Source organism: Streptomyces sp. T028 (assembly GCF_048159505.1).
Lineage (GTDB): Bacteria > Actinomycetota > Actinomycetes > Streptomycetales > Streptomycetaceae > Streptomyces.
On the sequence record NZ_JBLRVZ010000045.1, the window covers coordinates 1 to 21,599 of the forward strand.

General features: G+C 70.2%; 18 protein-coding genes and 1 pseudogene. 1 reads left to right on the top strand and 18 read right to left on the bottom strand.

Annotated elements, in window-relative coordinates; translation table 11 throughout:
• Positions 1-89: 89 nt before the first annotated feature.
• Positions 90-1,266 (top strand): annotated as a pseudogene (locus ACLZN2_RS36990) (family 43 glycosylhydrolase); the annotation flags it as partial.
• On the opposite strand, the gene ACLZN2_RS36995 reads toward ACLZN2_RS36990, so the two are convergent.
• From ACLZN2_RS36995 to ACLZN2_RS37080, 18 genes are all read right to left on the bottom strand, one after another.
• Entirely contained in the window at positions 1,259-2,056 is a 798-nt protein-coding gene (locus tag ACLZN2_RS36995) for an HAD family acid phosphatase (protein ID WP_416983946.1), read from the bottom strand. The pseudogene ACLZN2_RS36990 and the gene ACLZN2_RS36995 sit on opposite strands and share 8 nt — an antisense overlap.
• 110 nt (positions 2,057-2,166) lie before the next feature.
• Positions 2,167-3,279, bottom strand: a complete 1,113-nt coding sequence (locus ACLZN2_RS37000) for a right-handed parallel beta-helix repeat-containing protein (protein WP_416983947.1) — start codon at positions 3,277-3,279, stop codon at positions 2,167-2,169.
• A gap of 38 nt (positions 3,280-3,317) precedes the next feature.
• Complete coding sequence (locus tag ACLZN2_RS37005) at positions 3,318-4,481, bottom strand: dienelactone hydrolase family protein (protein ID WP_416983948.1); 1,164 nt, start codon at positions 4,479-4,481, stop codon at positions 3,318-3,320.
• Positions 4,465-5,514 carry a pectinesterase family protein gene (locus ACLZN2_RS37010; RefSeq protein ID WP_416984086.1) on the bottom strand — a complete coding sequence of 350 codons (1,050 nt, stop codon included), beginning with the start codon at positions 5,512-5,514 and terminating at the stop codon, positions 4,465-4,467. The genes ACLZN2_RS37005 and ACLZN2_RS37010 overlap by 17 nt, the downstream gene beginning before the upstream one ends.
• A 7-nt stretch (positions 5,515-5,521) precedes the next feature.
• Positions 5,522-6,640, bottom strand: coding sequence for a pectinesterase family protein (locus tag ACLZN2_RS37015; protein WP_416983949.1), 1,119 nt, complete (start codon positions 6,638-6,640; stop codon positions 5,522-5,524).
• 87 nt (positions 6,641-6,727) lie between these two features.
• Complete coding sequence (locus ACLZN2_RS37020) at positions 6,728-8,041, bottom strand: pectate lyase family protein (protein WP_416983950.1); 1,314 nt, start codon at positions 8,039-8,041, stop codon at positions 6,728-6,730.
• A 76-nt stretch (positions 8,042-8,117) separates the two neighbouring features.
• Positions 8,118-8,909, bottom strand: a complete 792-nt coding sequence (locus ACLZN2_RS37025) for a rhamnogalacturonan acetylesterase (RefSeq protein WP_416983952.1) — start codon at positions 8,907-8,909, stop codon at positions 8,118-8,120.
• A 107-nt stretch (positions 8,910-9,016) separates the two neighbouring features.
• Positions 9,017-10,354: an ABC transporter substrate-binding protein gene (locus tag ACLZN2_RS37030; RefSeq protein ID WP_416983953.1), complete on the bottom strand. Its 1,338-nt coding sequence runs from the start codon at positions 10,352-10,354 to the stop codon at positions 9,017-9,019.
• A gap of 53 nt (positions 10,355-10,407) precedes the next feature.
• Positions 10,408-11,418: a pectate lyase family protein gene (locus tag ACLZN2_RS37035; protein ID WP_416983955.1), complete on the bottom strand. Its 1,011-nt coding sequence runs from the start codon at positions 11,416-11,418 to the stop codon at positions 10,408-10,410.
• A 115-nt stretch (positions 11,419-11,533) separates the two neighbouring features.
• The gene (locus ACLZN2_RS37040; RefSeq protein ID WP_416983957.1) at positions 11,534-13,072 is read right to left on the bottom strand and encodes a family 43 glycosylhydrolase; all 1,539 of its coding nucleotides are present in this window, start codon (positions 13,070-13,072) and stop codon (positions 11,534-11,536) included.
• Positions 13,069-13,920 (bottom strand): PmoA family protein, encoded by an 852-nt coding sequence (locus ACLZN2_RS37045; protein WP_416983959.1) that lies wholly within the window; start codon positions 13,918-13,920, stop codon positions 13,069-13,071. Before ACLZN2_RS37045 ends, ACLZN2_RS37040 begins: the two co-directional genes overlap by 4 nt.
• Complete coding sequence (locus tag ACLZN2_RS37050) at positions 13,920-15,074, bottom strand: Gfo/Idh/MocA family protein (RefSeq protein WP_416983961.1); 1,155 nt, start codon at positions 15,072-15,074, stop codon at positions 13,920-13,922. Before ACLZN2_RS37050 ends, ACLZN2_RS37045 begins: the two co-directional genes overlap by 1 nt.
• Entirely contained in the window at positions 15,071-16,375 is a 1,305-nt protein-coding gene (locus ACLZN2_RS37055) for a pectate lyase family protein (protein WP_416984087.1), read from the bottom strand. The genes ACLZN2_RS37050 and ACLZN2_RS37055 overlap by 4 nt, the downstream gene beginning before the upstream one ends.
• Positions 16,375-17,274, bottom strand: a complete 900-nt coding sequence (locus tag ACLZN2_RS37060) for a carbohydrate ABC transporter permease (RefSeq protein ID WP_416983963.1) — start codon at positions 17,272-17,274, stop codon at positions 16,375-16,377. The genes ACLZN2_RS37055 and ACLZN2_RS37060 overlap by 1 nt, the downstream gene beginning before the upstream one ends.
• The gene (locus ACLZN2_RS37065; RefSeq protein ID WP_416983964.1) at positions 17,271-18,206 is read right to left on the bottom strand and encodes a carbohydrate ABC transporter permease; all 936 of its coding nucleotides are present in this window, start codon (positions 18,204-18,206) and stop codon (positions 17,271-17,273) included. The genes ACLZN2_RS37060 and ACLZN2_RS37065 overlap by 4 nt, the downstream gene beginning before the upstream one ends.
• Before the next feature lie 70 nt (positions 18,207-18,276).
• On the bottom strand, positions 18,277-20,022 hold the full coding sequence (araD, locus tag ACLZN2_RS37070) for an L-arabinonate dehydratase (RefSeq protein WP_416983965.1): 1,746 nt from the start codon (positions 20,020-20,022) through the stop codon (positions 18,277-18,279).
• Positions 20,019-20,930 (bottom strand): dihydrodipicolinate synthase family protein, encoded by a 912-nt coding sequence (locus tag ACLZN2_RS37075; RefSeq protein ID WP_416983966.1) that lies wholly within the window; start codon positions 20,928-20,930, stop codon positions 20,019-20,021. The genes araD and ACLZN2_RS37075 overlap by 4 nt, the downstream gene beginning before the upstream one ends.
• Entirely contained in the window at positions 20,927-21,583 is a 657-nt protein-coding gene (locus ACLZN2_RS37080; RefSeq protein WP_416983968.1) for a GntR family transcriptional regulator, read from the bottom strand. Before ACLZN2_RS37080 ends, ACLZN2_RS37075 begins: the two co-directional genes overlap by 4 nt.
• Positions 21,584-21,599: the final 16 nt, after the last annotated feature.

Below are 21,599 nucleotides of genomic sequence, written 5' to 3' on the forward strand. Positions count from 1 at the left end.
GCCACAGTCGTAGCCGCCTGGTCAGGCCACGACCAGCCCGACAGCCCCACCCGAAAGCCCGAAACGGGCATCACGTCACGTACTGCCCTCTCAGTGAGTACGTCGTGTTCTGGGCGTCCAAGGTGTACGCCGACGACGATCCCGAGCACACCGGCTCGACGTACAACAAGATGCTCTACGCGACGACCAAGGACTTCCGCACGTTCAGCGAGCCCAAGGTCTGGGACGACCCGGGTTACTCGGTCATCGACTCGACGGTGGTGAAGTACCGGGACACCTACTACCGGTACACCAAGGACGAGCGCGACCCTGCCTCCAGCTCCCCCTGCTCGAAGTTCATCACCGGGGAGAAGTCGACGAGCCTGACCTCCACGTCGTACGACTTCGTCTCCGACTGCATCGGCAGCGGCTCGATCAGCCGGGGCGAGGGGCCGACGGTGTTCAAGTCCAACACCGGGGACAAGTGGTACCTGTTCATCGACGAGTACGGCGCCCGCGGCTATGTCCCCTTCGAGACCACCGATCTCGACTCGGGCCGCTGGACCATGTCGACGGACTACCAGCTCCCGGCGAACCCGCGCCACGGCACGGTGCTGCCGGTCACCCAGGCGGAGTACGACCGGCTGCTCACCGCCTATCCGAGCACGTCGGCGCCGGTGACGGACGTGACGGCGAAGGGGCAGCAGGGGTACGCGATCGCCGCAGACGTACACGGTGACGGCGGCCGACGGGACGCGCCGCGTCTGGACCGTGGAAGCCATCCGCGTCCGCGGCCTGCCTGCAGATGAGCACCACCATGCCGTACGTAGCGATCCCGCTACAGCTGGTCATGGTCGGGGGTGAAAGCCCGCGGAGGTGCGGGACATCACCCCGGAGAACTTCCGCGAGGGGTCCTTCGTCGTGAAGCGCGGCGGGACGTACTGCTTCATGTGGTCCGAGGACGACACCCGCAGCGAGAACCACCACGTGGCGTACGCGACGGGACCGTCCCCGCTCGGCCCGTGGACCAAGCGGGGGACGATCCTGTCCAAGCGTCCCGAGTACGGCATCCTCGCCACCGGTCACCACGCCGTGGTGAACGTGCCCGGCACGGACGAGTGGTACATCGTCTACCACCGGTTCGCGCTGAACTGTCCCGGCAGGCCGGGCGGTGACGGGATGCACCGGGAGACGACGATCGACCGGCTGAGGTTCGCCGCGGACGGCACGATCGAACCCGTCGTACCGACCCTGGAGTCGATCCGTCCGCTGCGGGGGCTCAGCTGACGAAGTACGTCGGGTTCGGCAGCTTGTACTTCCGGTCGGCGTAGCCGCCCTCGAGGTCGGAGTACTGGTCGCCGAAGTTGGCGATGATCTCGTACCCGAGGTCGTCCTCGATGTGCTTGCGGGTGCCCGACTTGTACTGGACGGTGGTGCAGGTCCAGTTGTTCGCGGTGGCGCAGGCGCTCAGGTAGGACGGCGGGTTGGCCGCGTCCTTGAGGAACATGTGGCCGGCGTCGAGGTTCACATCGGCGCCGACCTTCTTCAGGTTCTCGACGGCCGCGGCGCGCTGGGATTCCTTCAGGCCCGAGTTGTAGAAGACCTCGACGCCCTTGGACGTCGCGTACCGCACCAGCTCCGGGCTGCCGAAGACCGCCGGACGGTCGGCCTTCGCCACGTACTCGGCCCAGGTGGACGAGTTGTACGTGTAGTTGGTCTTCTTCTCGTAGTCCAGGCTGAGCAGCAGCGTGTCGTCGATGTCGAAGACGACGGCGGGCTTCTCGCCGTGGTGGCGGGCCTTGCGGGCCGCCTGGTCGATGTACTTCTTCGCGGCCTTGTCGATCGCCGCGAGGTCCTTGGCGTACGGGCTGGTCGGCGACGCCTGGTACACGCCGTTCGCGTCCGCCGTGGTGCCGTAGTAGGTGTCGATGTCCTTCACCAGGAGCCCGATGTTGTACGGCTCGTGGGTGGAGTTGGCCGTGGACTGGCCGGCCGTGGCCGCGCCGGCGCCGTAGAGCGCGGCACCGGCGACGGCACAGGCGGCGACGGTGGCCGCGATGCGCAGTGACTTATGCATGACAGATTTTCTACGCGCGTCACGCGGTCGGGCGCGAGACCCGTTGCCCGATCGATACGCGTTCGGCGGGCAAAAATCGGGTCAAGCGCCCTGGACGGCTCGGCCGCAGGTCAGTCCATGGTCGCGCCGATCGTCGTCGAACCCGTCGTCAGGAACGTGGTGGCGGGCAGGGTGCCGCTGGAGCTGCGGGCGTTGTACGTCGTCGAGGCGTCCGTCGACCGGAAGGCGGGCGTCGAGACGCCGCTGTCCCAGTTGTTGCCGGCGGAGACCACCGACGAGCCCTTGTTGACCAGTCCGCTGCCGTTGCTCACGGCGAGGTTCTTGCCGAGCCTGGCGGCGCCGGTGGCGAAGTAGTAGCCCCACTTGCTGTTGGCGTAGGCGGTGGTGCGGTTGATGACGATCGCGCCGGTGTTGGAGTTCTCGGTGAAGCCGTTGCCGGCGTTGCCCCAGGCGGCGGAGTTGTTGACGACGTGCGCGACGACCTCGCCGTCGCCGCCCAGTTTGTAGCCGTTGCCGTCACCGGCGAACGCGGAGTCGGACCAGCGGTTGACGCCGTTGCCGAAGGACCAGGTGTGCTCGATGGTGACGGGCGAGGAGAAGGACCAGAAGTCGATCCCGTCATCCGAGTTGTTGTAGAGGCGGGCGCCGGTGATCAGGTTGCCGGTGCCGGAGCCGTACTTGACGGCGATGCCGTCGGCGTTCTCGCCGTGGCCCGCGGCGTCGTAGTGGCCGTAGGAGTCGATGTTCCTGACGGTGTTGTTGACCGTGCCGTCGCCCGTGAGGGTGAAGCCGGAGTCGCCGCCGTTGATGGTCTTGATGTTGTTCCAGACCGTGCCGGTGCAGGACTGGCAGACGACCGCGCTGTCCGGGGAGTTCTGGAAGGTGATGTTGGAGACGTTCCAGTAGTCGGCGGTCAGCTTGAAGATCCAGTCGCCGTCGGGGAGCGAGGAGCCGTCGATCCTCACCGTCTCCGAACCGTACGCGGTGAGCGTGACCGGCGAGGAGGAGGTGCCGTTGGCCGTGGACTGCAGAGTGGCCGTGGGGTAGTAGGTGCCACCCCTGACCTGGATGACGGTGCCCGCGGTGGCGTTCTTGACGGCGTTGGACAGGTCGGTGGAGTTGCTGACGACCACGGTGGCCGCCTGGGCCTGGGTGGGGAGGACGGCGAGACCTGCGCCGAGGGCGAGGGCCGCGATGAGCGCGAAAGCGGTGCGACGAGACATGGAGTGCGGGTCCTTTCTCGTGTGGGGAGAGGGGTGGTTCACAGGGTGAGGTCGAGCCAGTCGAAGACCTCGTCCTGCATGCGGTCGGCGAAGACATGGCCGAGCTCGGGCCAGGTCTTCAGCCGCAACCGCTCCTCGGCGTGGCGGGAGCGCCAGACGGCGCGCAGTTTCTCGTGGGCGGTGCGGACGCCGTCCGTGGGGAAGAGCGGGTCCAGTCCGCCGGAGAAGAACAGCATCGGCCGGGGTGCGGCGATGCTCGCCACGTCGGGGAAGTCGAGGAACCGGGGCAGGCCCGGGTGGAGCATGTAGTACGAGGACTGCCCGCGCAGGGTGTTGTTGCCGGGCACCATCATTTCTTTCAGGCCGGTCATCCAGCAGACGCAGGCGGCGGCGCTCACGGCGTCGGTGAGGGCCGCGGTCTGCCAGGCGCGGTAGGCGCCCATGGAGAAGCCGACGGCCGCGACCCGGCGGGCGTCCACCCGCTCCAGCCCCGCCAGGAAGCCGGCGGCCCTCGCGTCCTCACGCGCCGTCAGTCCGGCGAGCGAGGAGCCGAGGTTGAAGAAGTTCGAGGCGAGCGCCTGCTGCTGGTCGTAGGCGAGGGGGCCGCGGTCGCCCCAGCCGAGGGCGTCCGCGCACAGCACGACGTACCCGCGCCGGGCCAGCTCGTCGCCGACGAACCGTCCGCTGAAGCAGCGGTCCGCCCAGGCCTGCGCGGAGGCCAGCCGGGTGTCGTCGTCCCAGGGCCGGACCAGCTTCTCCTTGCCGATGTCGAACTTCGCCCCGTGGTCGTGCAGGAGCAGCACGGCCGGGAAGGGGCCCGGGCCTTCGGGGGTGAGCAGGGCGGCGCGGACGCGTTCGTGCCGGGTGAGGGAGAGGGTGACCGGCTCGGCCCGGTAGCCGTCCTGTTGGACGGACGGGCCGAACTCGGGGGCGTACGGGGTGCCGTCCTCGCGGTCGACGATCAGCAGTTCGTCGACCTTGGTGCGGGCGGCCCGGCGCCAGGCGCGGAAGTCCCGGATCGGGGAGGTGCCCCAGGCCAGGGGGAAGGTCAGGGCGGCCTTGAGGGCGGGGTGGAAGTCGGGGAGCGGACCGTCCACGACAGCCGCTTCCGCGGTACCGGCGGCCGCTCCCCCGGCGAGCAGCGCGGCGCTCGCTCCGACGACGAACGCCCGCCGTCCGACGGGGTCACGGACGCCGCTCATAGGGCCTCCAGTCCCCGAGGTAGGTCCGCGGGGTGTGCGCGACGGCCTCCTCCGCCGTCAGCTGGGGGCGGTTGTCGGGGACCGTGATCTGCGCGCCGGGGCCGGAGTTGGCGTGCTCACGGAAGCGCATGGTCTGCCAGGGGTAGGCGTCCCGCATGTTGGTGTAGGGGGCGACCGCGTCGATGCCGGGGCCGATCCAGGTGTCCCGTACGACCAGGGAGGGCCAGGCTGTCGTCTCGTACGACGGGACCCAGGGCCGGGCGATCTTGTACGCCGCGTCCTCCGCGCCGGAGGTGATCCGGCCGCGCAGGGCGAGGAAGCCGTAGGGGTTGGCCCGGGCAGTGGAGGGGGCGAAGACCATGCCCTTGGGGGTGAAGGTCACGTCCCTCTGGAGGGTGTGGAAGCGGCAGGCGTCGAAGACGGCGCGGGCCCGCCCGAAGACGAAGTCGACGTCTCCTTCGATGTAACAGCCCCGGTAGTACTGCCGGTCGAAGGCGTCGAGTGCGGTCGTGTCCGCGAAGAGGGTGTCCTGGTGGGCGAGGAGACGGACGTTCTCGAAGTGGCTGCGGTCGCCGGTGACGTAGGCGGCGACGGCCTGGGTGCCGGTGATGTCCGGGTGGTCGGCGCGCAGCCAGTCGTTGGCGAGCGTGAGGTCGTGGACGGTGAGTCCCGGGGCGGCGGAGGTGAAGGTGGCGGAGCCGGCCGTGCCGTAGGTGCCGGAGCCGTCGGGCTTCGGGGTCCCGTTGGCGTTGTCGTGGACGATCACGGCGGCGCGGGGGTCGCGGCTCGCCCCCCGCAGCGTCAACTCCTCTTTGTCTGCTGGGATGTTGACGACCCCACGATACGTTCCGGGGTGCACGACGATCGTCCAGCCGGGGCCGTCGACCGTGTCCACGGCGGCCTGGACGGAGTCGCCGGGGCGGACGTGCAGGACACGGCGGGAGTGGGCGGGGGCGGCCGGGGCGGCGAGGGCCGGAGCCGCGGGGAGCAGGGCGGTTCCGGTGAGGCCCGCGAGGAGTGTGCGTCTGCGCAGGGACATCTCAGCACTCCCCCTTCCACGGCTCCCAGTCGCCCAGGTGGGCCGCGCGGGTCGCCGACTCGGCCTGTTCGTCGGTGAGTTGCGGCCGGTTCTCGGGGACGGTGATCTCGGCTCCCGGGCCGGTGTTGCGGTACTCGGCGAACCGCTGGTTCTGCCAGGGGAAGGAGGCCGACATGTTGGTGTAGGGGGCGACCGCGTCGATGCCGGGGCCGATCCAGGTGTCCCGTACGACCAGGGAGGGCCAGGCGGTGGTGTCGGAGCTGGGGACCCAGGGGCGGGCCAGCTTGTAGAAGGCGTCCGGGGCCTCGCTGCTGATCCGGCTGCGGGTGACGAGGTGGCCGAGCGGGTTGGCGCCCGCCGTGGAGGGGGCGAAGACGAACCCGTAGGGGGCGGCGACCAGGTCGGTGCGGTTCAGGGTGCGGAAGTGACACTGCTCGTAGACGGCGGTGGCCCGGCCGAAGACGAAGTCGACGTCTCCTTCGACATAGCAGTGGGCGTAGTACTGCCGGGCGAAGACGGCCAGGGCGATCGAGTCCGAGTACAGGGTGTCCTGGTGGCCGAGGAAGCGGCAGTGGTGGAAGGCGGAGCGGTCGCCCTGGACCTTGATGGCGACGGCCTGGGTGCCGGTGATGTCCGGGTGGTCGGCGCGCAGCCAGTCGTTGGCGAAGGTGATCCAGCGGGCGGTGAAGCCGTCGGCCTGCACGGTGGTGGTGGCCGAGCCGGTGGTGCCGTAGGTGCCGCCGCCGGGCTTGGGGGTGCCGGCCGCGTTGTCGTAGACGATGACGACGGCCCGCGGGTCCTCGGCGGCGCCGATCCAGGTGGCCTCGGTGCGGGTGGCGTCGAGGAGGACGGTCTCGCGGTAGACGCCCGCGGCGAGGACGAGGGTCCAGCCGCTGCCGGTGGTGGCGGCGACGGCGTCGCGGACGGTGGTGAAGTCGCCCCGGCCGAGCGGGTCGACGTACAGGGTCTGGGGGGTGAGGCGGGCGGCCGGGCTGCCGTGGCGGCCGAAGGGGCCGCGTCTGCCGGTGGCGGCGGCCTGCGCGGGCCGGGCGGCGAGGCCCAGGGCGGCCACGGTGCCGCCGGTCGCGGCGAGGAACCGCCTTCTGGAAGGGGAGTGCATGCGGGTGCTCCTTGGCGGTGTGCGGCGGTGCGGGGAGGGGCCGGGGTGACGACGGGAGGCCGCCGCCCCGGCCTTCGGGGAGAGGGATCAGCCGAGGTGTCCCGCGCCGGCGCCGCAGTCGACGATCCGGGGGACGGACTTCGCGGGGTCGACCTTGGTGCGCAGGGTCGGGGTCCAGCCCGCGCCGGACTCCAGGACCTCTCCGGGGATCTCGGCGTTGTGGACGGCGATCAGGTCGGTGGCGGTGCCGTTGACGTGGTTGTCGTCGGCGGTGACCGGGGAGACGTTCCAGCGCTTGAGGACCTTGGCCGCGCTGACCCCCTCGGGCAGGGTGAACGCGTTGTGCTCGGCGACGAGCTGGGACTCCTTGCCGATGCCGAAGCTGTAGGAGTAGTCGCCGTTCGCGACGAAGTGGTTGTTGTAGGAGTCGACCTGGCCGAAGCGGACGCGGGGCGCGCGTTCGACCAGGTTCGAGAACAGGTTGTGGTGGAAGGTCACCTTCAGGTGGCCCCGGTCCCCCGCCGCGGTCGACTCGCTGTCGCTGTTGCCGATGAGGATCGTCTTGTCGTGCTCGGTGAAGACGTTCCAGGAGGCGGTGACGTAGTCGGCGCCTCGGACGATGTCCAGCTCGCCGTCGTGCTGCTGGTAGAGCATCCCGAAGTAGGTGGGGGCGGCGCTGTCCGGGTGGGAGCCGTCGGTGAAGGTGTTGTGGTCCAGCCACACATGGGTGGCCCCGTAGACGACGGCGGTGTCGTACTCGGAGTTCCAGTTGCCGTTGCTGCCGTCGGTGGGGTCCCACTGCGGGAAGCAGTCGATCGGGGACTCGAAGGACAGGTTCCGGATGATCACGTTGTCGACGGCCTTGATCTGCAGGCTGACGCCCTTGAAGCCGGCGCCTCGGCCGATGCCGACGATGGTGGTGTTGGAGGGGACGCTCGCCTTGATGGCCTTGTCCTGGTTGGCCTGGGAGACGCGGCGCAGCCCCTCCGGGCTGTCGTCGGGCTCGGCGCTGAGGTCGGTGTCGAGCCCCCAGGCCTCGGGTGAGTACTTGGCGAGGTAGGCGTCGAAGTCGTAGCCGGGCGCGGCGAAGGCGTCGCAGCCCTCGGCGACGGCGTCGATGACGCCCTTCACCTTGATGATCTTCGGGGCGGAGCCGCCCGCGGCGAGGGCGGCCTTGAACTCGGCCCAGGTGGTGACGGTGTGGACGTGCTCGGCGTCCGCGGCCGACCCGCCGGTCGTCCCCGTCCCGTACGAGGCCCAGCCGTCCGAGGTGGGCAGCGTCTGCCGGCCGAGGTCCCGGGGCGCGGCGTGGGCCGCGGCCGTACCGGTGACGGACAGCACCAGCGCGGTGCATCCGACCAGGGCAGCGATGACGCGTCCATGACACTTCTGTGTACGCACTGTACGGTTCTCCTCTTGCTTACGACAGCGGCTCTTGCTTGCGACAGCGGCTCTTGCTTGCGACAGCGGCTCTTGCCTACGACGGTTCGGGCCAGGTGATCCACGACGTGGGGATCACCTCGTGCAGCCGGACCACGTCCCGCGGTCCGAGCACCCGGGTCCGCAGCAGCTCCCGCGCGACGAGCCGCGCCACGGCGATCGCGCCCGGCGGATTGAAGTGCGTGTTGTCCTGCTCGGTGTCGGTCCAGTTGAAGTAGGTCTTCGTCGCCTCGACCCCCAGCTCCTGCCAGAGGGCGAGCGACAGCGCCTGGAGGTCGAGCAGCGCCACCCGCTCCTCCTCGGCGAGCGCCCTCATGGCGGCGGGGTACTCCCCGTGCGTCGGCACGGCGTTCCCCTCGGCGTCGAACCTCCGCCGCTCCACGGGCGTGGCGAGCACCGGCCGCGCCCCCTTCGCCCGGGCACCGGAGAGGTACATCCGCAGATGGTCCTGGTACGTCGTCCAGGGCTCGGTGTAGCGGGTGGGGTCGGTGGTCTTCTCGTCGTTGTGCGCGAACTGGACGAGCAGGAAGTCCCCCGGCCTGATGGCCGCGAGGATCGCGTCCAGCCGCCCCTCGTCGACGAAACTCTTGGAACTGCGCCCGTTCACCGCGTGATTGGCGACGGACAGACCGGAACAGAGGAAGAAGGGCAACGCCATGCCCCACCCGGTCTCGGGCGCGGCGTCGGAATACTTCTGGGCGGCGGTGGAGTCACCGGCGATGAAGACGGTACGGGACCGGCCGTGGGCTTCGGCGGTACCGACCGCGACGGCCGCGAGCGGAAGGGCGGCAAGGGCCGCGGTGGTGACCTGCCTACGGGTAAGAGACACGAAGTGCACCTCTCAAGAAGGGTGAGCGGATTCCCTTGAGGGGCGCGGGGAACTGCGCGACCAGCCACAACGGACCCGCAGCCGCCCCGCGACCCGAACCACCCGAGCTACCCGTGGTTCTTCTTCCAGTCCGCCTGCGCGGCGTTCAGCTGCTCGGCCAGCGTGTCCAGGAACTCCTTCGCGCTCATCTTCCCGAGCAGCACCTTCTGGAAGTTCGGCTCGTTGTCGGCCTTGGAGATGGTGTTCCAGTCGGGCAGGTAGTAGGGAAGCTGCACGATCTTCGTGCCGTCCCCGGACAGCGCCTCGGCCGCCAGCTTCGTCGGCTCCGACGACTGCACCCAGCTGTCCTGCGCCGCCTCCAGGTTGGCCGGCACCTGTCCCGCCGACTCGTTCCACTTGCTGTTCGCCTCATGACCGGCGGCGAACTCGATGAACTTCCAGGCGGCGGTCTTGTTCTTGCTGGACTTGAACAGCCCGAGCCCGTCGACGGGGTTGGACACCTGCACGCGCGTGCCGTCGTCCTGCGTCGGCGCGGGGATGCCCTTGAACTTTCCGGCGAGTGCTTTCTGGTGGTCGGCGTAGGAGCCGAGGTTGTGGCTCAGCATGCCGATGGTGCCGCTGTCCCACTGGGCGACCATCTTGGTGAAGTCGTTGTTGACGTCGGCGGCCGGGGTGTCCTTCTTGTACAGGCCGACGTACTTCTCCAGCGCGGCCACGTTCTTCGGGTCGTTGACCGTGGTGTTGTCGCCGTTCCAGAACTCGGTGATGCCGCTCTGGCCGTACGTGGCGTCGAGCGCCTGGGCGATGGACCCGGCGCCGCCGCGGATGGTGTAACCGAACGCGTTCTTGCCCTTGTTGGTGAGCTTGTCGGCGGCCGTGTAGAACTTCGTCCAGGTCGTCGGCGCCTCCAGGCCCGCCTGCTCGAACAGGTCGGTCCGGTACCACAGGGTGCCGTTGTTGGCGGAGGTCGGCACGCTGTACGTCTTGCCGTCGACCCCGGCCGCCTTGACGCTGTCCAGGAACTTGGCGTTGAGCTGGTCCTTCAGGTCGCTCTCGGCGAGGCGGTCGTCCAGCGGCTCGAGGGCGCCCTGGGCCGCGACCTCGGCGAGCATCGCGGTGCCCACACCGCCGACGTCGGGCAGACCGCCGCCCTGGATGGCGGTGTCGTACTTGGACTGGACGCTGTCGGCGGGGACACCGACGTACTTCACCTTGATGTCCGGGTTCGCCTTCTCGAAGTCGGCGATGATCGTCTTCCAGATGTCGGTGCGGACACCGCCGTTGTTGTCCCAGAAGGTGATCTCGCCCTTGCCCGAGCCCTCGCCTCCCTTGTCCCCGGCGCTGCCGCTGCCGTCGTCACCGCAGGCGGTGGCGGTCAGCGCGAGCACGGAGCCCAGGGCGACGGCCAGTGCGGCGCGCCTGCTTCTGCGGATGCTGCTCTTCATATGGTCGGCTCTCTTCTTCTTCTGGGTCCAACGGAGGTATGAAGTTGTGGGGGTCAGTGACCGATCCGCGCCTGCGGACCGGAGAAACGCTCGACCAGCGCGGGGACGGCGGCGGCCGGGTCCAGGCGGTAGTCGTAGAAGGCGTGCGGGTCGAAGGCGGTACCCCACGCGTCCGTCCGCCCGCTCGTGTTCTTCAGGATCGATCCGCGCTGCACCAACTCGGCCGTGGCATCGGCCTGGTAGGGGTGCTGGACGCCGTCGAAGTAACTGTTCTCGATGACCATCCGGGTGTTTCCGCGCGACCAGTTCCCGTACGTCCACACCGGGTCGCCGTCCGCGACCTGCGCGGAGAGGTAGTTGTTGTAGAGGTGGGCGTAGGCGCAGTTGTCCGCGGACGGGTTGCGCTGCTTGGTGCCCGTGAACCAGTTGTGGTCGATGGTGATCTGGGTCAGGACGTTCGTCGTCCAGCCGATCCCGAAGGCCTTGTTGTGGCTCGTGAACCGGTTGTAGGAGACGGTGATGTACTGGCTGTCCTTGCGGATGTCCAGCAGCCCGTCGCCCATGTGCGTGAAGCGGTTGTGGTCGATCCAGACGTGGTCGGCGGTGTCCATCTGGATCGCGTCGAAGTCGGTGGTCTTGCCGTCCCAGTCGCCCTCGACGTACGAGTCCCGGATGGTGAGGTTGCGGATGATGACGTTGTGCGTGCCGGGGGCGAGGTGGAGCTCGCCGTGGACGATCTCACCGGTGTCACCGACGCCGATGATCGTCTTGTTCGAGCCGACCACGATGTCCGAGCCGAACGGCTCCACCGCCACCGAGCCCCTGACCCGGATGACGTACGGCTCCTCGGCCGCCGCGTACTTCGCGAGCGCGGCCTGGTCGGTGACCGTGACGACCTTGCCGCCGGCCCCGCCGGTGGTGCCCCCGGCGAGGGAGGCGAAGCCGTGGGCGCGGTCGGTCCAGCGGTCGGGGGTGGGGGCGGAAGACACCGGGTCGGCGGCCCTCGCCTCGCCGGTCGCGCCGAGCCCCAGGGCGGCGACGAGGCCGACGATCGCGGCGAGCACCGCGCCCGCTCGCGGTCGTGGTCCCGGTCCCGGTCCCGGTCTCGGTCGCAGTCTCGGCAAGCGCTTGCTATGGAAGTGCGTCATTGCGGCTCCCAACGGCGTGTGGGGGAAGAGGTCAGAGCGGTCTGATCCGGAACTGCGTGAACGAGGCCGCTCCGGCGTGCCCCGGTCCCGAGGGGGCGAGTGCGAAGAGACCGAGCAGGGCGCCGACCCAGCGCCAGGGGGTGGCGGCGAAGACGGGGCCGGAGTGGCGCAGGCCCTCGCCGATGTCGTAGGCGAACCGGCAGCGGGCGCCCGCGCCGATCTCGATCCGCAGCCGTGCCCGGCCCTCGGGCGCGAGCCGTGCAACGGCGGCGTCGCGCTCCCCTTCGGCGACCGCTTCGGCGAACCGGTGGACGAGCCGGACGCTTCCGTCGCTCCCGCGCTCCAGCCCGATCCAGGCGAACGCGTCGCCGAGGACCGCGAGTCCGGCGCGGGCACCGGGCTCCTCGCCGGGCAGGCTCAGCTCCACCTCTGCGGCCGACGGGACACCCGGGAGTCGCTGGGTGAGGATGCTCGGCAGCCTGCGCAGGTCGTGGGCGTCGGCCGTCCGGACGCAGGACAGGCGCAGACCGTCGCCGGAGTGGTGGGTGGCCCAGCCGTCCTGGGGGTTGGCGGTCCAGGTCCACTGGCGGCCGAAGCGTCCGCCGGGGAAGTCGTCGTCGGTGGCGGGCGCGGCGGGCGGCTGTGCGGGCAGGTCGGGGCGCCGGTGGACGAGGACGGGGGCGCCCTCGTCGCCGAGCACCGGCCAGCCGTCCTGACCCCAGCGCATCGGCTGGAGGTGGACGACCCGGCCGTAGGCGCCGCGCTGCTGGAAGTGCAGGAACCAGTCCTCGCCGGACGGGGTGCGCACCCAGCCGCCCTGGTGGGGGCCGTTGACCTCGGTGTCCTTCTGCTCCAGGACCACCTTCTCCTCGTACGGGCCGAAGAAGTCCCGGGCGCGGAAGGCGCCCTGCCAGCCGGTCTCCACTCCCCCGGCGGGCGCCAGGATCCAGAACCAGCCGTCGTGCCGGTAGAGCTTGGGGCCTTCGAGGGTGAACCAGCCGGGGATGCGGTCCCCGTCGACGATCAGCTTGCCCTCGTCGAGGAGGGAGGTGCCGTCGGGGTGCATCCGGTGGCCGGTGAGCCGGTTCTTGACGCCCGCGCGGGACTTCGCCCAGGCGTGCACGAGATACGCCTCACCGGTCTCGTCGTCCCACAGGGGACAGGGGTCGATGAGTCCCCTGCCCTCCTTCACCAGGTGCGGCTGGGTCCAAGGGCCCCTGATCTCGGGAGCGTTGACCTGGAAGATGCCCTGGTCGGGGTCGCCCCAGAAGATCCAGAAGCGGTCGTCGTGGTGGCGGATCGAGGGGGCCCAGACCCCGCAGTCGTGGCGGGGCGCGGTGAACTCCGCCGCCGGTTCGAGGCGTTCGAGGGCATGGCCGACCAGCGTCCAGTTGACGAGGTCCCGGGAGTGCAGCAGCGGCAGGCCGGGGGCGCGGCCGAAGCTGGAGGCGGTGAGGTAGAAGTCGTCGCCGACCCGTACGACGTCCGGGTCGGACCAGTCGGCGTTCAGGACCGGGTTGGTGTAGGAGTCGGCGGCCAGGACGGGGCTGGTGTAGGAGTCGGCGGTCACTGGCTCACCGCTTTCCTGGCCAGCGCCGCGGCCTCGTCGCGGCCCAGGCGGCCGTCGGCGACGACGGTGACGATCCGGCGTACGGCGGTGTCGCCGGGGGCGATCGTGAGGCGGGTGTGCGAGGCCAGCGAGGAGCCGACGCCCGGGTACTCGGCGGTGCGGACGAACCAGGGGTCGCGGCGGGTGGTGTCGGTGGCGCCCGCGAAGACCAGGGTCCAGTCGGCGCCGGCCATGGCCAGCCAGTCGGCTCGGCCGCCGTGGACCTCCGTCTCGCCCTCGGCGTCGGCGGTGAAGACGTCCGGAGCGGTCTCCTCCTTGCGGGCCCGCCAGAAGTAGCCGCCGTAGGCCGCGCCGGGGCGTCCGTTGGTCGCCGGGCTGCCGATGGACAGCTCGGCGTCGGTGACGTTGGTGAGGGAGAAGGTGAAGTCCAGCGCCCAGGCGGCGTCGGTGAGTTCGGTGGCGGCGACGGTACGGCGCTCGCGCAGCAGCTCGGCGCCCGAGGCGACCCAGCGCAGCTCCTCCACGAAGCCGTCGGGGTCGCGGAGCTGGAAGGAGGCGTGGCGCTGGACGCCGTGGTTGTCGAGCTCGGTCGGGCCCCGGTCGCGGACGTAGGTGCGGCCGCCCCAGAAGTTGTTCCCCTCGACGTCGGGTACGGCTACACCGACGCCGAGGTGGTGGAGGTGGTCGGCGGGGGTCAGCTCGGTGACCTCGGTGCCGGCCAGGGTGGTGACGGGGTGGAGGTAGGGGCGCGGGGAGAGCCGGGCGGGCAGCTCGGGCCGGGTGACGTAGCGGCCGACCGGGCGGCCCGCGACGCGCAGCACGACCGGTGCGTCGGGTGCTGGTGCCATCAGGTGCTCACCTCTTTCGGATGCGCGGTCGTGAGCGCCCAGGGGGCGCCCAGTTCGGAGTAGAGGGCGAGGGTGTCGGCGGCGGCCGCGACCAGCCCGTCGATACCGGGGACGACCCTGCGGTCCTCGTCCTTCAGCAGGTGCCAGGTGTCCTGGTCCAGTTGCACGGGGTCGGGGGCGACGCGGATCGCCTCGACGACCCGCATGAACGCCTCGGTGGCGGCCGGCGGGACCAGCAGGTCGGTTCCGTCGGTGAGGTGCTCGACGAGGTTGTCCAGCAGGTCGGTGCGGCCGTACTCGAACTCCTCGGGGCCGTGGTCGGCGCGCTGGAGCAGGACGCGGTCCTGCTTGTACCAGTAGGTGATCCGGCCGCGGTCGCCGTGGACGACGACGTACGGGTCGTCGGGGTCCTCGGCGCACAGGGTCGCGGCGACCACGATCGGCAGGCCGTCGGCGGTGGTGACACGGACGCAGGAGGTGTCGTCGGACTCGATGGCGTTGGCGTGGGCCAGCTCGGTCTCGATGCCGGTGACGTCCTCGGCGCGGGTGGCGCCGGCCAGGGCGAGGGCGGTGGCGACGGCGTGCGCGAGCGGGTTGGTGAGGGCGCCGTCGATCACGTCGACGCCGTTCAGCCGCCGCTTGCCCGCCCAGGGTGCCCGCCGGAAGTAGGCCTCGGCACGCGCCCAGGCCCCGGCGCCGCCGACCCCGGCGATCTCGCCGATCACCCCGTCGGCGATCAGCCGGCGGATCGCGGGCACGGCGTGCGAGCCCAGCGACTGGAAGCCGATCTGGCAGACCACGCCCGCCGCGGCGACCCCGTCGGCCATACGGCGGAACTCGGCGTAGGACGGGGCGGGCGGCTTCTCCAGGAGAAGGTGCACGCCGCGGGCGGCGGCCGTGAGGGCGAGGTCGGTGTGGGTCGGGATCGGGGTGCAGATCACCGCGATCCGGGCACCGGTGGAGTCCAGCAGGGCGCCGAAGTCGGCGGACTGCTCGGGGGTGCCGAGGCCCTCGGGGATCTCGTCCGGGGTGAGCGGGGTCAGCTCGCAGATGCCCGCCAGCCGGACGATGCCCTTGTCCTGGAGCCGGCGGATGTTCTCCAGGTGCCAGTGGCCGTGGCCGCGCGCGCCCGCCAGAACGATGTCGATGGTCATGGGATCCTCCCTGCGCCCGCGCCGTGGGCCACCTCGTGGTCGGCCACCTCGGCGCTGTCGATCTTTCCGTGCAGGGTAGGCGTCCAGCCGACGTCCGCGGTGAGATCGCGCTCGCTGCCGCTGTTGTAGGCGTTGTGGATGGCGAGGAGGTCGACGGGCCAGCGGTTGAAGAGGGTGCCGCTCTGGTGCAGGGCGGTGCCGTTCCAGCTCTTGACCAGGTCGGCGACCTCGACATGGCCGGGGGTGTGGAAGGCGTTGTTCTCGGCGAAGATCCCGGACTCGGTCGACACGCCGAACGAGTAGCGGTACTCCGTGCCCTCGGGGACGACGTACCGGTTGTCGTAGACGTGCACCTGTCCGAAGCGGACGCGCGGGGCGCGCTGGACGACGGACTCGAACTGGTTGTGGTGGAGGGTGACCCGGAGCTTGCCCCGGTCCCCGGTCGCCGAGTCGCCGCTGCCGATCAGCATCGCCTTGTCGTGGTCGGCGAACCGGCTCCAGGACACGGTGACCAGGTCGGAGCCGTTGGTGATGTCCAGCAGGCCGTCGTGGCGCAGGTAGTTGCGGGCGAAGTAGGTGGGCTCGTCCGCGTCGGGGTGGCCCTTGTCGCTCGTCGTGATGTGGTCGACCCAGACATGGGTGGCGCCGGTCAGCCAGATGTTGTCGTACGCCGTCTTCCAGTCGCCGAGGCCGCCGGTGTTGGGCTGCCAGACGGGGAAGCAGTCGTAGGCGTCGCGCAGGTCGAGGTTGCGGAGGATGACGTTGTCCGCGTTCCTGACCTGGAGACTCGCGCCCTTGAGGACGGCGCCCCTGCCGAGGCCGACGATCGTGGTGTTGGAGCCGACGGTCAGGACGATCCGCTCGGCCTGCCGGGCCGCCGAGGCCTGGCGGGCCTCCTCCTGGGCGCCGGCCGGCTTGGCGGAGCCCCAGGTGCGGGGATCGTAGGCGGCCAGGTACTTCCTGGTCGTGTAGCCGTCGGTGGCGTAGTCGGCGCAGTCCAGGTGGTCGCCGTCGTCGTCGGTGTTGGCGTCGATCGTCCCGGCGATCTTGATGATCTTGGGGGTGGCGCTGCCGCCGTCGAGGGCGCGGACGAGTTCGGCGCGGGTGGTCACCGTGTGGACGTGGGCGTCGTCGGCGGCCGCGCCTCCGGTGGTGCCGCTGCCGTACGCCGCCCAGCCGTCGTCCGTGGCGAGGGTGTCGCGGCTGATGTCCCGGGCCTCGGCGTGCGCGGGGACACAGAGAAGACCCAACGCGGCGGCCACCACGGTGATCTGACGGAGTCTCACCAGATGGGGTTTCATCATCCCTTCACCGCCCCGGCGCTGAATCCGGTGATCAGCCACTTCTGGATGAAGGCGAACACGATCACCACGGGGACCGCGGCGATGATGCCGCCCGCGGCGAGCGCGCCGAGGTCGACGCTGTCCGCGCTCATCAGGGTGTTGAGGCCGACCGGGATCGTCTGCTTGGTCTGGTCGGAGAGGAACATGAGCGCGAAGAGGAAGTGGTTCCAGGCGTGCACGAAGGCGAAGGAGCCGACGGCGATCAGCCCGGGGCGGAGCAGGGGAAGGACGACGATCCGGAACGCGGTGAGCCGGTTGCAGCCGTCGACCCAGGCGGCCTCCTCCAGGGAGTAGGGCACGTTCCGGATGAAGCCGCTGATCAGGATCATCGACAGGGGCAGCTGGAAGACCGTCTCGGCGATGATGACGCTGCCGAGTGAGTTGATCATCTTCAGTTCGGCGAAGATCTGGAACAGCGGGACCAGCAGCAGCGCGCCCGGTACGAACTGGGTGCACAGCAGGGCCAGCATGAACCCGCGCTTGATCCTGAAGTCGAAGCGGGCGAGGGCGTAGCCGCCGGTCAGCGCGACGAGCGTGGTGAGCAGCAGGGTGGCGACGCCGGTGAGCACGCTGTTCTGGAAGTAGATCCCGAAGTCACGTTCGTTCCAGACCTTCTCGAAGTGCTCGAAGGTCATCGGCCAGGGCACGAGCGAGGTCGAGCCGGCCGGGCGGAGTGCGAAGAGGAGGATCCAGTAGAACGGGATCAGGGTGAAGAGCAGGTAGATCGACAGGGGGACGTAGATCTGCCAGCGGGGGACCTCGTCCCAGGCGCGGTGCTTCCCGCGCGGCCGCTGGTCGGCGGCGGGGGTCACGGGCGCGGGTACGGGCGCGACCTCGGTGGCCTCCTTGGTGATCACTTGCCTTCACCTCCGAACTTGCTCAGCCGCAGATAGACCATCGAGCAGAAGAGCAGGATCACGAACGCGACCGTGGTGAGGGCGGACGCGTAGCCGAAGTTGTGGGCGTCGACGGATGTGTTGGCGATGTAGAGCGGGAGGGTGGTGGTCTCCCCCGCCGGGCCGCCGCCGGTGAGCGTGTACAGCAGGTCGACGTTGTTGAACTCCCACACCGCGCGCAGCAGCGTGGACAGGACGATGGCGTCCTTCAGATGGGGCAGGGTGATGTGCCAGAACTGCTGGAGCCTGCTTGCCCCGTCGACCTCGGCGGCCTCGTAGAGGTCCTTCGAGACGGACTGGAGGTCGGCGAGGATGAGGATCGCGAAGAAGGGGACACCGCGCCACAGGTCGGCGACGATCGCCGCCGGGAACACGGTGGAGGTGTCCGACAGCCAGCTGGTGCCGTAGGAGCCGATGCCCGCGTCGGCGAGGTAACGGGTGATGCCCGTCTGGGAGTTGTAGAGGAGCACCCAGATCGCGGAGGTCAGTACGCCGGAGACGGCCCACGGGGAGAAGACCAGGGCGCGGCCCAGCGCCCGGCCGACGAAGGTCTGGTTGACGATCAGCGCCAGCGCCAGACCGAACAGCAGCTGCAGCCCGACCTCGACGACGACCCACTTGGCGCTGAAGGTGAGTGTGTCCCAGAACTGCGGGTCGTCGGTGAAGGCGTGGACGAAGTTGTCGAAGCCCGCGTAGCCGTTCCGCCACGGCTTGGTGGGGTTGTAGTTCTGCAGGCTGTAGTAGAAGACGCTGATCACCGGGTAGGCGATGAAGCCCAGCATCAGCAGGGCCGCCGGCGCGATCAGCAGGTACGGGAGCCTGCGGGGCGTGGCGGAGGCACGGCGCCGCCGGGGTGGCGCGGGCGGTTTCGCCACGGCTGCGGCTTGGGCCATGAGTGGGAACTCCGTTCGTGTGCGGGGGCGCGGCCCCTTGAAAGCACGGGGTACCGCCAAGTCAGAGCGTTCAGCCTGCGTATGGGTCCTGGACCTTGCCCGGCCTTGACAGGAACTCGAAGTCGCAGCCTGTGTCGGCCTGGGTGATCTGGTCGTTGTAGAGGGCGCCGTAGCCGCGTTCGTAGCGGGTGGGCGGGGGTGTCCATTCCGTCTTGCGGCGGGCCAACTCCTCGTCGTCAACGTTGAGTTGGAGGGTGCGCGCCTTGACGTCGAGGGTGATCTGATCTCCGCTGCGGACCAGGGCGAGCGGTCCGCCGATGTACGACTCCGGCGCCACGTGCAGCACACAGGCGCCGTAGCTCGTGCCGCTCATGCGGGCGTCGGAGATCCGGACCATGTCCCGTACGCCCTGCCTCAGCAGGTGGTCGGGGATGGGCAGCATGCCGTACTCGGGCATGCCCGGGCCGCCCTTGGGGCCGGAGCCCCGCAGCACCAGCACGCTGTCGGCGGTGATGCCCAGCTCGGGGTCGTTGATGGTGCGCTGCATGGTCCTGTAGTCGTCGAAGACGACCGCGGGACCGGTGTGCTTGAGCAGGTGCGGCTCGGCGGCGATGTGCTTGATGACGGCGCCGTCCGGGCAGAGGTTGCCACGCAGCACGGCGACCCCTCCCTCGCTCGCGACCGGGTTGTCGCGGGGCCGGATGACGTCGTCCTGGTGGACCTGGGCGCCGGCGAGCTGCTCGCGCAGGGTGTCGTACGAGACGGTCGGCCGGTCCAGGTGGAGCAGGTCCGGGATCCGGGAGAGGAAGCCGGGCAGGCCGCCGGCGAAGTGGAAGTCCTCCATGAGGTACTTCTGGCCGCCGGGGCGGACGTTGGCGAGGACGGGGACCGTGCGGGCGATGCGGTCGAAGTCGTCGAGGGCGAGGCGGACGCCGGCGCGGCCGGCCATGGCGATGAGGTGGATGACGGCGTTGGTGGAGCCGCCGAGGCCCAGGACGGTGGTGACGGCGTCCTCGAAGGCTTCGGCGGTGAGGATCTCGGAGAGGACGCGTCCCTTGTGGACTTGTTCAACGATCCTCATGCCGGCCTGTGCGGCCATCCGGTCGTGTCCCGAGTCGACGGCCGGAATGCTCGACGCCCCTGGGACCGTGACGCCGAGTGCCTCTGCGGCGGCGGTCAGGGTGGACGCCGTGCCCATCGTCATGCAGTGGCCCGGCGAGCGCGCGAGGCCGTTCTCCAGTTCGGCCATCTCGCAGTCGCCGATGAGGCCGGCGCGCTTGTCGTCCCAGTACTTCCACATGTCGGTGCCGGAGCCGAGGACCTCGTTGCGCCAGTGCCCCGGCAGCATCGGTCCGGCGGGCACGAAGACGGTGGGCAGGTCGACGCTGGCGGCGCCCATGAGCAGCGCGGGGGTGGTCTTGTCGCAGCCGCCCATGAGGACGGCCCCGTCGACCGGGTAGGAGCGCAGCAGCTCCTCGGTCTCCATCGCGAGCAGGTTGCGGTAGAGCATCGGCGTCGGCTTCTGGAAGGTCTCGCTGAGTGTGGAGACCGGGAACTCCAACGGGAAGCCGCCCGCCTGCCAGACGCCCCGCTTGACCGCCTGCGCGCGATCACGGAGGTGTACATGACAGGGATTGATGTCCGACCAGGTGTTGAGGATCGCGATGACGGGCTTGCCGAGGTGTTCCTCGGGCAGGTAGCCGAGCTGGCGGGTGCGGGCGCGGTGGCTGAAGGAGCGCAGGCCCTCGGTGCCGTACCACTGGTGGCTCCGCAGCTCCTCGGGCCGCTTGCGGGGAAGATCGTCGAAGCGCTTCACAGGGACCACCCCGCGGCGATGGCGGCAACCTCGGCCCGCTCGCTCTCGGGCAGCCCGCGGCTCGGCGGACGAACCTCGCTGCGGCACAGACCAAGGGAAGCAAGGGCTTCCTTGACCACGGTGACGTTGTTTGCGGAGCCGTTGGCCGCCCGGAGCTCCTCGAAGCGGCGGATCTGCTCCCAGACCTTCATCGCCGCCGGATAGTCCCCTGATCGAAGCGCTTCGATCATGTTCAGCGAAACGGCAGGGGCGACGTTCACGAGCCCCGAGGTGAAGCCGGTGGCGCCCGCCGAGAAGTAGGAAGGGGCGTAGGGCTCGGCGAGGCCGGCCACCCAGACGAAGCGCTCCAGGCCCGCGTCCCGGGCGAAGGCGGCGAAGCGGGCCGCGTCCGGGACGGCGTACTTCACGCCGATGACGTTGGGGCAGGCGTCGGCGAGTTCGGCGAGGCGTTCACCGTGCAGTTGCGCGTTGCGGATGTACGGGACGACGCCCAGCTCCGGCACGGCCTCGGCGATGGCCCGGTGGTAGTCGACCCAGCCGCGCTGGGAGACGTAGGGGTGGATGGGCTGGTGGACCATCACCATCCGGGCGCCCAGCTCCCGGGCCTGCCGGGCGGAGGCGACGGCGGTGGGGATGTCGTGCCCGACCCCCACGAGGATCGTTGAACGATCCCCCGCCTCGTCGATCGTCAGTTCCGTGACGAGCCGCCGCTCCTCGGGGGTGAGGGCGTAGAACTCCCCGGTGTTGCCGTTCGGGGTGAGGGTGGTGATCCCGCCGTCGAGCAGACGGCGCAGCAGGGCCCGGTGGGCGACCCGGTCGACGGAGCCGTCCTCGGCGAACGGGGTCACCGGGATCGCCACCACGTCGGCCAGGGCCGCACGCTGGGTCTCGAACGCCACGCTGCTCATTCCTGACCTTCCTGGTTCGCTGCCTCGGGGAACGCTCGCTCGACGAACGACGCGATGTGGGCGTGCAGGGCGCGGGCCGCGCCGTCGGCGTCGCCGTCGAGGGCGAGCCGCAGGATCTCCCGGTGCTCGCCGGCCTCCCGCTCCCACGAGGGGGAGGCGGCCCAGGCGACGGCGGAGACCAGGGCGGCCTGGTCACGGACCTCGTCGAGCATCCGGCCGAGCAGCGGATTGCCGCACGGCAGGTAGAGGGCGCGGTGGAACTCCCGGTTGGCGAGGGAGCGTTCGGCGGTGTCGGTCGCGTCGTCGGCCCGGGCGAGCGCGTCACGGGCGGCGTCCAGCGAAGCCCCGCGCCTGACGGCCCGCCTGAGCGCCTCGGGCTCCATCAGCAGCCGTACGTCGTAGACCTCGCGCGCCATGTCCGCGTCCACCATGCGCACCGTGACGCCCTTGTACTGGCTCATGACGACCAGTCCGGTGCCGGCCAGGGTCTTGAGCGCCTCGCGCACCGGGGTCTTGGACACCCCGAACTGCGCGGCGAGCTCGGTCTCGACCAGGGCCTGGCCCGGCGTCAGCCGCCCGGTGAGGATGCGGCGTTTGATCTCCTCCAGCACGTACTGCGTGCGGGAGGGGATCGGCGTGGGCACAGAGGTCATGCGCGCCTCTCGGATC